We start from the raw sequence: 11675 nt of genomic DNA, 5'->3' as shown, positions 1-11675 counted from the left end.
TAGGCATTTCCTTAAGGAGGTTTAACAATAATGGCAAGGCAACTGTTCGTTCATAGCAATCATTCCCACTTCACATCTCCTTTTTCATAAGTAAATATACGCTCCGCCGTCTTTCCTTTCCAGCGGCAGTTCTTCAACATCAACAATGCTCCCCGGGGTACTTTCTCAAATACAAGATACCCTTTATGATCGGCTTGCTTACGCTCCACAGTCTTCCAACCATTGTTCCAATATCTTAACTCAAATTCATCCGGACAGAACAATTGTGTTTTCAGGTAAGAAGTCATTCCAATATGACTGACCATATACTCTTTTCCCAGATCTATATCTACCAGCCTTTCTGCCACCCTGCCTCGATAGCCCGTCGCCCCCAAACCATCGGTTATCATCCCGGGCACTTCATTCCTTCCGGTAGCCCTCATCGGAGTAATTATCCTCACATTCCCGATCCGTCCTTCTTCCGTATAAAAAGAAAGCTCCCCCAAAGCAATGCTATCCGACGGTAATAATAACCTTACAAAGCGGTAAGGTAATCGTGCGGACACCTTCCGTACAACCGGCTCCAGAGCCAGCGAGTCCGTCCATCTGCACAGTTCCTCTTCTGATTTTCCATCAAGTAATCCTACTATCCGGCTTCCTTTCATACACCCCAGATATTCCCTATTCTGATCATAAGCCGGCGCTCCCGTCACCATCCTCACGGCAACCTCCTCTGTTTCTTCATTTCCGCTCAGCTTCTCCATCGTTCCGTCATTCCGCAATCTGAAAGGTTCTGCTGCGGGCAATAATCCCCCCCGCTTGTAATAAACGGGTAAATAAACCATGTCCTTACCCATTTCCCGAAAGACAGCCCTCCCGTTTTCTATCTTTGCCCACTGCACAGGGTGCCAGTCCTGATATCCGAACACAGCCAAATACGCATATTTCACCCCTTGAGGCGCCTCACCTGTCAACTCCACCGTTACGTCGGCCGTTTCAAAATACTCCGAAGAAACATCCACCTTTTTCACACTACGAAATAGCTCCGGAATATCAGCTTTATCCACCTCTACATCTGCCAACGGTCCTTCAATATGATTTGAGTAGGTATATCTGTATACCTTCGGAAGGCGAAATCTTCCCCAAAGCTCATCATCATCCCGGTTATTATAAATCCGCTTATATTTCCAGCGATCATTATCCCAAAACGCCTCAAAAGCATGCGATTCCCCGTCTATTAGCACCACATTCCAGGTATGCGAATTATTTCGGTTTCCCCATGCCGGGACAAAGTCAATGGCAACCGGAATCCCCAACGATGATAATAACAAAGAGTTATACCAACAGCGCTGTGCACATAACCCATGACGCATCTTCTCAAAAGTCGCCGCATTCCATATCGGAATCTTCGTCCCCCAAAAACCGGAATGAGTCAGATACTTATATTCGTATAACAACGAATCGATCTCTTGTTGCCAATCCTTTCCCTCTTCCACAAAATACTTTCCCTGATGCCGTTTGTTGAACTCCCGGCGTGCATTGTCAATCGATAAGCCATTCTGTCGCCTATAAGGCAGTATATACTCACAAAAGTCTTCAAACGAACAGTTTCTTGAATGCACATTCTCCACCCATGCCCGAAATGCCAGATCAATTTCCCGGATTAAATCTTCCGCCTTCATGCGGGTAATATCATAGTTAAGTTCCTGCCTCACCCGATGTCGATTACTAAAATCTTTCCAAAGACTATCTACCTGTTTCCCCCATTCCGTTCCTACCCGATAGCCATACTTTTGTCCCAATGAATCATAAGCCTCGTAAAAAGCAGAACAATCCTGCTCTACTATCGGATTAGCTCCATAACTTCCGGGCATATTGCCAATCAAGAAGTGTGCCGCCTCCAGCTTCCGGCCATCTCCTTCATAATGCTTCAGCACCGCTTCAAGTTCATTACGATTATTGCCCGAAAGGGATAAGGCTTCCTCCACTTGCCTGTCCCGATCCCCACATGAGGAAACAAGGCAAAACAAACCGATCGCTATAAATATTCCACTCCTTTTCATTCTATCTTTTTAGCAATAAACTCTAAATAGCATTGTGTCAACTCAAGGTGGTCCTTAAGAGGATAAAAAGGATACTTACAATTTCCTTCCTTATCTATAAAATAAAAGTAACGTTGTTCCATTCCAGTCCTATTATGCTTAGGAAAAACAAGACAAGAATAATCTATATTCCTATATCGAAATTTTCGCAATAAATTACTCAATCTAATATGATTATTCCGATTATCAGCATATGCCGTAAGTATTAATATCCTATCTGCACCAATTCGTTTCTGAATATCCGATAACGCACGTAAATCCTGTCGCACACATTCCTCACACATATACTCGGAAAAACAATATACTAATTGCACATTTTTTAAAGTATCAATAGGTTTAATATCAAAAGTAAGGTCACTATTCACATCTATATAATTAAATAATGAATCTCCACAACTATCAACTTTTTCTTTTAGATCATTTATCCTATCTAAACCGTCATATACTTTTATCCTTTGTATTACAACAATCCATACAAGAAAGAAGTTACTGATAACCAGTCCTATTAATACTATCTTAATCTTTATATTCATAATACAATAACACCGGATTTGCATCACCATCCAAAGAATCCAAATCATTTTTCCCAATCACTTCATCCTTCACAAGGCCTTGAGAGATAAAATACTTCATCTCAGGCAAATGACTGGGTTTAAGAGAATAGAAAACACCTCTATCACTCGCATACAAAAAAGTAGGTATCTGCCTGTGTGATGGTTGCTCTCCGAACAACACATCATCTTTAGAGCGATCAAACACCATAGTTTCACCCGTACTCTTATCATACAACGCATCCGTCCCCATCATTCCTTGCATATACGAAAACCCAATAACAGAGTCGTTCACAAACACATCAGATAGATTATAGGCCCTTCTTTGTGCCCCTAAATGCTGAATCAGCTTCATCATAGCCAATCCTTTGGCCGAAGGATTATCAGTAGTCCCAAGTATTTCTAAATCTGTTTTACACACCCAATCCTGACTCTTCACTACCATATAAGGAATAACCTGATCCCCATTCACATAGATAATCGTATCCATAAAGTCCTGAACAAAAAGAGCAGACTCAGTTCCTAAATTAAAAAACATATTCCCTTGAAGAGCTATCCCGTCCCAACCCTTTTTGTAATCAGCTACTTTAAAAAACATTTCTACATTACCTTCATTATCAAAGTCGATTCTTTGTAATAGGTAATGCTCTTGTCCAGGTTCATCTTCCAATTGATAATCAATATTTGCGTACAAGTACCCCTTTGAAAAAAACATCCGATTCAATCGATGTTCAACATTGCAAACTCCTAAATACTTTCCCGAAGCAATATCATACTTAAATATCTTTTTTTGATTATAATCGAATATATATATTTCCCCTTTTTTTGTATCAATCGTAAAATCTGTCGGCTTAGAATATTCTCCCGGTCCACTGCCCACATCACCTATCTTACGGATAAACCGCCCTTTAGAATCGAAAAGATATACTCCGCGTGCTATCTCTTCATCAAGTACAATATAATGACCTTTATAAACCTGCATTTTATTAACGTCTCCCAGCAACACAGATTTATCCATGGCCAAAGGAATCACTCTTACAGATTTAAACACATCAGAATACAAATACCAATCTTTCTGAATGGCACTATCCAGATCAGCTATATATATTTCGTTCTTTGAAGAAGCATTCTGTTTCTCCCCCAAAGAACAAGAAGAAAAAGCACTAAGAAACAATAAAACCGATACTATACGGTACCAAGCAATCTTTTTATTGACAAGGTATTGATCTCGTAAAATCATTTTCTGCAATTTGTGCTCCATAACAATCATAAAAATAAACCGCAGTTCCACATCCACCCGGACTGCCCCCTATTTCATCTTCAGCCAAAGCTTCTAAAGCTTCAATAGAAGCCAACCAGGTTCTATCAGAAGACTTCTCCGCTCTTGTAAACATTACATTTGTAACAGTACCTAAAATCAATAGAATACCCATTACACTTAAAACAAGTTTTTTCCTCATAATAATCAAATTTAAAGTTCAACAAATATATTCAATTAACTCTTCATTTCAAACTATTTAGCATTCCCCATTATCTTTAACCGCAATGGAGACGCGGAAGAGTTACAGTATACCGTAATAGTTTTATTAAAGTGCTCCGGATGATCCGCTTTATAAGTTACAATGATATCCAAAGACTTCCCTGGCGAAACCGGTTCTTTTGAATACTCCACTGAAGTACACCCACAAGAGGTAACCACATCATTAATGACAAGCATATTTTCACCCGTATTATATAAAGTAAAAATACAAGATTGAGATTGCTCGGAAGAGAACTCCCCCAAATTAATAGTGGTAGCACTAACAGCAATCTCTCTATTACTATATCGCTTAAATGGAACACTCTCCTCATCATTCAACGTTTTCTTATATAACTCCCATATTGCATCATTTCGTATCGGATCTCCTATAAGCAATATATTATTTTCTCTATCCAATAAAAAGACTTGAAATCGATGATCTTTTTTTAAAGAATTCAACTTATAAAAAGAATTATTGTGATCAATAAACACCGGATAATCAAATCGATTCTTATTCAATAAACTTCTAATAACAAGTTCACTTGAGTTATTTACAATAAATACAAAAGATAGATTTTTATTTATTACTTTCATTTCTCGGATCTTCACTGACCACTCTCCTAATGATAAATGACACTCTGTACATCCGACAGAATCGGTATAAACGACCAATTTATAATCCATCTTCAACAATGAATCAATAGCCCTATCATTATACATCACCTTAGGAAATACAATATGTTTCCCCATCAATTCATTGACTATTTCTGATAATTCTTGTTGATTCTTTGAAGGTAAAGAACTATTGCCACAAGAAATAAATAGAACACAACTTAATATTAGAATGTAAATTTTGTCATTCATGAGTTTTATCATTTCTTAAATGATAAACAAGTAATAAAGTCCCACCTTCTTTTAACATTTCTATATATGCAGGGTCTATCATCTCTTTCTCTTCTATCTTCTCATAAATCATTTGATTCATGGCACACACTATCTGGTTATTATCTGCATACACAGGAAAATTAAAATCACGAATCGATAACTTCTTAAATAATTCCATTATTCCTTCATAACTCTTTATAATATACTTTTGATTCACAATATCCAAACAAAACAACGCTTTGGAAGAACCATAAAACATAGTAGCCAGAAATAAGTTACCATTATAATAAACAGATTCATGAAAATAATTAAACCCACCTAATTTCCTTTCTGATACTACTTTATTATAGTCACTTCTAATCTCATCTGGTATAGGTTGAGCATTTAAAGAAATAGAATATTTTTTACCCAACTCACCCGATTTTTCAAATAAATAAATATCATCAGAAACAGGGTAGTAAAAAACAATATTATCGCCACATCTTCTAAAACTCCCAATCTTCAATTGCCCTTGAGTATCTTTCTCATTAAAAGGAAGTATATGTTGGATAATTTCAAATTCCTGATTTACTAATAGAACTTTGGCATCATCATATATTTCCTTATCCATTCCAAGTACGAAATTAGATTGATTAGTTACGAAAAAGCTATTGATTCCAGACAGTTTACCATCATAACGATATTCTTCTCTAAATGAATTGTCCAAAGCATATTCTATGATTTTTCTATTTCGGACATCTAAAAGGTAAATCCCATTATCATTGACATCAAAATCGAAAGTACGAAAAAACTCTCCAGGACCTCCGCCCTTGGCTCCTACCATAAAAAGAAACTTTCCAGACAAATCAAATACTTTAACAGACTCTGTTCCAAAAAAATCCAAAATATAGATACGATCATTTTTTATTATACACTTATTTATATCTTTTATAAATGAGTTCGCATCTGAGTCATCTAATGAAATAAAAGAAAGAGAATCTACATAGGAATTCATATCAAGAGTATTAGAAAGAGAACTGACTAAACAGGAGTCTTTCATATCATTTGCCACAAACACACTTACTTTTTCTTTATGTCTACAACCCAATAAAGTCATAGTAAAGACACAGACCACTAATATTCTATAAAACATACGAATCATTTCAACTTACTAAAATTAATAATAAGGCTGTAGCATCTTAGCTACAGCCTATATTTATGTTAATCACAAAGGACCGCTGTACATGGAGCCATATTTTCACATTTACAATGAAATCCATCACCAGTGAATAACCATGGGCAATCGAATCTCTCACTTGGCCCCGTATTACCATTACTATTAGCCTCATCTCTAGCCAATGCTTCCACATTAGCCATCGCCAAATCAGACATGAAACTTTCTGCTCTCTGTGACTGATATATATTGTAGCCTGCAAAAGTTGCGACTACAGCGACTATCAAGGCCGCAAAAATCTTCTTACTCATAACTTATATATTTTTTATGAGGTTAGTAATTCTGTTATTTGTCGTGTCTCTCTTTCGGGAAGCCACCTCCTCCGTAGAAAAAGTAAATGCTACATTTACTCATTCCAATTAATTTTTCGCTATCTTCGTGCCGGGCAAACTTCTTTTTTGAAGGTTATCCGGGAGTGGACGATTCTAAGACTTTTCCCAGGACGTAGATCGTTCCACTCCCTTTCTAACCAAGTTAATATTTCTAATAATCCAAACTAAATCCTTGGCTCACATACTTCACTTTATCATGTTGAATTGGGCAGTCCACAGAACCTGTACCAATGCAAGAAGTATAAATAGGAGTTTCTCCGCTAGCCAAAGCTTCTACATTTTGAAGTGATAAAGAATTTAAATCACGAACTTGTTTCACAGGCATCCAGTGCCCCATAGAAATAATAGCAATAAGAAGAATAGCTACTTTTAAAGTTTTTTTCATGTCTATATGCGTTTAAAATGCATACAAACATAAGCTATATTTTTCTTATCATCATCATTTGCCGCGTTACAAAGCGTTACAAGGCCTCAATTTCCGGCAGTTGCAGCTGAAAAAGATCTCTGTTGTGCTGAACAATAGAAATAGAAGGATCGATTTGAAGTACCTTAGATAAACGATGCTTAGCTGTCCGGAGGCACTCCCGGCTCCTTCCAGATAAACACTTCTCGATTTCCTCACGTGTCAATTGACAATCAGTAGCGTTTAAGAAAGCCAGCAAGAGAGTAGAGGACTGAAGATTAAGTGGAATTATTTCCCCATTACACACCAATATCTTTTTATATGCATCAAAGGTCAGTATAGGACTCAATTTATAGATCAAGGATTTTGTTCCCAACAGTTCTTTTGCCTTTTTTAGTTCCGCTATTTGCCCTTCGTACGCCTTTGACTTTTGCTCCAGATCCTTCAACAGCATGTCCTTTTCCCGAGCATCAGATCGCTGCATTTCAATCTGGTGCGCATATTGATCCCGTATACCCGCTAACTCTACTAATTTTTCTTTTGACTTATTTAAATCGGCTATCTGATCTTCGCACTCTTTCAACTTTTGCTCCAGATCCTTCAACAATATGTCCTTCTCCCGAGCGTCAGATCGCTGCACTTCAATCTGGTGGGCATATTGATCCCGTATACTCGCTAACTCTACTAATTTTTCTTCCCTTCTTTTTAGCTTCTCCGCTAACAGCCAACGCTCAGATTGTATTTTAAACAAACGGTTTTTCACCCTAAACAAATAGATCAAATAAACAATCAAACACAAAGCTATACCAACAATCATTCCGAATGGAAAGAAATGGTATCTACAAACCGACCACCAAGTATAATNAGAAATGGTATCTACAAACCGACCACCAAGTATAATATAAAAAACCGGAAACCTCTATTTCACATCTCTCCCCCAAATAAACAACAAACTTCAACTCTGGAGACAGATTGACAGTCCGACTCTTTTTATATAAGGTATTATTTTCCAAGTCTGTAGTTACTATTTGTATCGCAGCTCTTGCCAAAATATGTCGTGTTTGCAGGCTATCCGCCCAAGTCTGACTCAAAGTCATGGGAGATAACTGCTTCTCGGAACAAATAACAGAGTGTAATGAACGTTCTCTCGATATCTGAGAAAGATTTTTCCGGCTCTTCCCAGCATCCACTTTATACTGTCTGGATCCGGTTTCGGTCATTACCGAAATAGTTAAAGGTATCGTGTCACTTGATATCCCGGAAAAAGAATAAAATAAATCCAATTCCTCCCCTTTCTTTTTCATTTCATCTTTCAATACTTGTGTAAACAGATTTTCCGCCTTTATGTGCATCAACTTTCTGTTTCTTTGAAAGAAATACAAACTAACCAGAAATGCTAATAACACTATCCCCACAATGCATAGCAATAACCGAATATACTTCATATCAATATATTTAAGTGAAAAACTGTTCTTACCATTTCGATTTATTTTACTGACAAAAATAAGATTATTTACTACAAAAACAAAGACATCGAAGAAAATAATAAAAAAAAACAAACAAGACTGTTCATAAGCATTCTGTTCATTTTCAGCACAAACAATAACTCTTGTACAATTCAGATTATTCCAATATAGATTGCATTCAGCATTTTCGTCCTGTCAAATTCTAATTAGCTCTTATTCATTACGGCCATGCTTCTTCATTATTTGTATTTACACAATTCGAGAAAAGGCCCCTGCATGAAGAAAAATTTGAAAGATAAAAAATATATATATCAAGCAAAGCCGTAACACCCTAACCAAAAAGTCAGTTTAACTGATAACAATAATAATGATAGCGCTCTTCTCCACCATCCGTTTCCTTTGTCATCAGGCAGAGTCGTTCATCATTACTATCCACCGAGATGCATATACCCCATCTATCCAGTATCACTTTCTTTACAGCACGTCCTTCCCAATCAAATACATAAACTTCATTTGCTATTGCCTTATTTTTCCCAATTTGCCCACTGTAAAGTGCATAAACATAGTTTTCAGTGGCTACCCCACGAAGAAATCCTTTAGGAGAATCGGTAGAGACATTAACAGAAGACACTTCGTTAGTAGATTGATTCTCAAATACCGGCGTATACGTATTCAAATGTACTACACTTTCCAGGCACGTATCATTTACCACTTTCTGAATAGATAATAAATCGCACTCATACGCCAAGTAAGCAAAACGTTTTTTATCCGGCTTCATAATAAGATCCCCCTGGAACAACAAATAGTTTACATCCCGATTTACCGCTTGCTCTGTGTGTGGAAAAGGAAGATATTGATTTAAAATCTCTTTCTGATTACATTTCGCTATCAGGCCACTTTCAAAAGTCCCACTCCCGTAAAATATGGAATCCGAATATGCATATACCCTATTCATTCCTAACTTAGGAGCTGAAACACAATCTATCTTTGAAAGACTGCCTTGAGCTAAACTATCAATTCGAAAAGAACTTATAGTTTGCAAAGACTGATCATACAGTACCAAAGAACGCTTACCCATATCTACATACATTTGGGATATAGATAGAAAATCATCCGGCCCCATGCCTTTATTTCCAAAAGCAACCATCTCTTTCCCTGTATTCATGTTATAAACATGCACCATCGGATTGGCAGTCCAATCTATTAGGCACAGAGTGGAATCATAAGAACACATCAGATAGGGAGCTAATAGTTCCTTGTTTAAACTAACTTCCTTATCACTCTTAAGCGATTGTTCTAAAGGAAAATCATACACAGTTTTTTCTTCCCTGCCACAAGAAGAGAAAGAAAGTAAAATTACAAATAAAACGACTAAATTAAATCTCATATGATTCACATTTATTCTATAAAGTCACTATCCCACTTCAATCAGGCAAATGCTTCCACAGCTCTACCAAATCGACAGATTCTATATTACAATCCACATCTAATAGATACATCTTGGATTTGGTAAACACAAATGATCTTATTTTAAACGGGAACTTAAATTTTACAATAGGAACTCCATCTTTATTAAAAACCAGCAAATGGGTGGGGACTAAGGCTGAAGTATCATTCTCTTGATCCATTGTTATATCAGGTTTCCCTATATACGTCGCAAAAATATAATTCTGATAAACCCTGATATCACCAAAGCCCAAAAGATGTTTGTATTTATCTAATGAAATCCCATTTGCTGATTTTTGGATTATTGGAGATATATACATCCTCTCAAATACTGGTTTTATCTCTTTTTCAGATAAAATATCATAAGCAGCCATATAAGAAAAGTCATTAGAAGCATAATAAACCGTATTATCATCTATACATAAATGACCAATAAAAGGAGCGAGCTTATTATTTGCATTTTCCTCAATGTCTATCGGCACCCGTGCAAAAGTGGTAAGTGTATCCAAACTTTCGTCTAACAATGTAAACAAATGTTCTTTTCCAAATAAACGGGCACCTACAAATAAACCACTTTGTAGACGACAAATCTGATAATAAAATTCTGAATTCATTTTAGGACTAACATCTTCAAGACACTTATATTGCAAACTATCATTATGATTTGATAGTAAATAAGTCATTCGCCTTGTCCTAGAACGTTCAGAAACATAAATAGTATCATTGCAATGTCCTATATATCCAGGAGTGATACATTCTCCAAAACCATTTCCTTTTTGCAAGAAGTGTCCCAGTTCGGAAGCATTCGATTCACATAAAACCAATGCTCCAGACGAAGGATCTCCATTGAAAAGAAAGAATAATGAATCAATCATTTCAAAAGGAAATGCACCTCTAGCAATTACTTCGTCTTTATTAATCCTATTAGTTTTAATATCTATAGAATTCATTGACAGAATATTTGCTATATGCTCTTTCTTATCTGAACAAGAACAAACAAGAATTAAAATAAAAAACGATACAATTTTATTCATAATAATAAATTAGGGGATAAAATATACTAGTCAAAGCTAATATTCCTATCCCCACTTTTTATAAGAATCAGTACTTTGTTTTTTGGTCAAAATAAGTTTCTAGATAATTCCCATTTGGGGTCACTATCAAAACAGAGCAATAACGATTAGATGCACTGACACAATCCTCATCATTAATCTCAGAACCAGCTAACGCCTCTACATTGGCCATCGTCAAATCCGACATGATACTTTCTACTCTCTGTGACTGATATATATTGTAGCCTGCAAAAGTTACGACTACAGCGACTATCAAAGACAAATAAGACAACTGGCAGCACTCGCCCTATAGAAATTTATTTCATTATGCTCCAATTATTTAGCATTTCCAGTTATCTTTAATTCCAAAGGAGAAGCGGAAGCATTGCAATATAGTATAATAGTTTTATTAAAGTGTTCCGGATGGTCTGCTTTATAAGTTACTTTAACTGCTAAAGACTTTCCGGGCTGAACGGGTTCTTTGGAATATTCAACAGAAGTACATCCGCAAGATGTCTTATTATCATAAACGACCAAATTATTATTACCAATATTGTGTATCTCAAAAGTTATATGCTGCTCTCGTCTCCAATCAAAACTCCCCAAATCAACCATATCTTCCTCTATTTTTATCACTGTTCGCATATTTGAAAGAGAGTCTCCATCTATTCCTCCTGAAATAAGATGGATATAGAGTTCTCTTACATCGTAATTATGGACCGGATTT

At 36.5% G+C, this 11675-nt stretch carries 13 protein-coding genes; all 13 read right to left on the bottom strand.

The window, feature by feature from the left end:
- Window positions 1–59: 59 nt before the first annotated feature.
- On the bottom strand, window positions 60–2042 hold the full coding sequence (locus JZY04_RS16005) for a hypothetical protein (RefSeq protein WP_122143253.1): 1983 nt from the start codon (window positions 2040–2042) through the stop codon (window positions 60–62).
- On the bottom strand, window positions 2039–2614 hold the full coding sequence (locus tag JZY04_RS16000) for a hypothetical protein (protein WP_032578232.1): 576 nt from the start codon (window positions 2612–2614) through the stop codon (window positions 2039–2041). The genes JZY04_RS16005 and JZY04_RS16000 overlap by 4 nt, the downstream gene beginning before the upstream one ends.
- On the bottom strand, window positions 2598–3893 hold the full coding sequence (locus tag JZY04_RS15995; RefSeq protein WP_255584450.1) for a 6-bladed beta-propeller: 1296 nt from the start codon (window positions 3891–3893) through the stop codon (window positions 2598–2600). The genes JZY04_RS16000 and JZY04_RS15995 overlap by 17 nt, the downstream gene beginning before the upstream one ends.
- A complete protein-coding gene (locus JZY04_RS15990) occupies window positions 3841–4092 on the bottom strand; it encodes a hypothetical protein (protein WP_122143283.1) in 252 nt (83 codons plus the stop codon). The genes JZY04_RS15995 and JZY04_RS15990 overlap by 53 nt, the downstream gene beginning before the upstream one ends.
- 53 nt (window positions 4093–4145) lie before the next feature.
- A complete protein-coding gene (locus JZY04_RS15985; RefSeq protein WP_050550871.1) occupies window positions 4146–5015 on the bottom strand; it encodes a DUF1573 domain-containing protein in 870 nt (289 codons plus the stop codon).
- Entirely contained in the window at window positions 5008–6168 is a 1161-nt protein-coding gene (locus JZY04_RS15980; RefSeq protein ID WP_032543378.1) for a 6-bladed beta-propeller, read from the bottom strand. Before JZY04_RS15980 ends, JZY04_RS15985 begins: the two co-directional genes overlap by 8 nt.
- A 68-nt stretch (window positions 6169–6236) precedes the next feature.
- Window positions 6237–6500, bottom strand: a complete 264-nt coding sequence (locus JZY04_RS15975; RefSeq protein ID WP_032543380.1) for an NVEALA domain-containing protein — start codon at window positions 6498–6500, stop codon at window positions 6237–6239.
- A 232-nt stretch (window positions 6501–6732) separates the two neighbouring features.
- Complete coding sequence (locus JZY04_RS15970; protein WP_044301404.1) at window positions 6733–6966, bottom strand: NVEALA domain-containing protein; 234 nt, start codon at window positions 6964–6966, stop codon at window positions 6733–6735.
- A gap of 76 nt (window positions 6967–7042) precedes the next feature.
- Window positions 7043–7735: a hypothetical protein gene (locus tag JZY04_RS21335; protein ID WP_255584449.1), complete on the bottom strand. Its 693-nt coding sequence runs from the start codon at window positions 7733–7735 to the stop codon at window positions 7043–7045.
- A gap of 1058 nt (window positions 7736–8793) precedes the next feature.
- Entirely contained in the window at window positions 8794–9837 is a 1044-nt protein-coding gene (locus JZY04_RS15960) for a BF3164 family lipoprotein (RefSeq protein ID WP_181996483.1), read from the bottom strand.
- Between the two features lie 37 nt (window positions 9838–9874).
- Complete coding sequence (locus JZY04_RS15955) at window positions 9875–10930, bottom strand: BF3164 family lipoprotein (RefSeq protein ID WP_032543382.1); 1056 nt, start codon at window positions 10928–10930, stop codon at window positions 9875–9877.
- A 67-nt stretch (window positions 10931–10997) separates the two neighbouring features.
- Window positions 10998–11240, bottom strand: coding sequence for an NVEALA domain-containing protein (locus JZY04_RS15950; protein WP_122143249.1), 243 nt, complete (start codon window positions 11238–11240; stop codon window positions 10998–11000).
- Between the two features lie 44 nt (window positions 11241–11284).
- Window positions 11285–11675: DUF1573 domain-containing protein (locus JZY04_RS15945; RefSeq protein WP_220577436.1), on the bottom strand; the 391-nt coding region annotated here is incomplete at its 5' end.

Origin of the sequence: Bacteroides sp. 11BF (assembly GCF_019633765.1) — a bacterium.
Lineage (GTDB): Bacteria > Bacteroidota > Bacteroidia > Bacteroidales > Bacteroidaceae > Bacteroides > Bacteroides hominis.
This window is presented reverse-complemented; position numbering and strand designations above follow the sequence as displayed.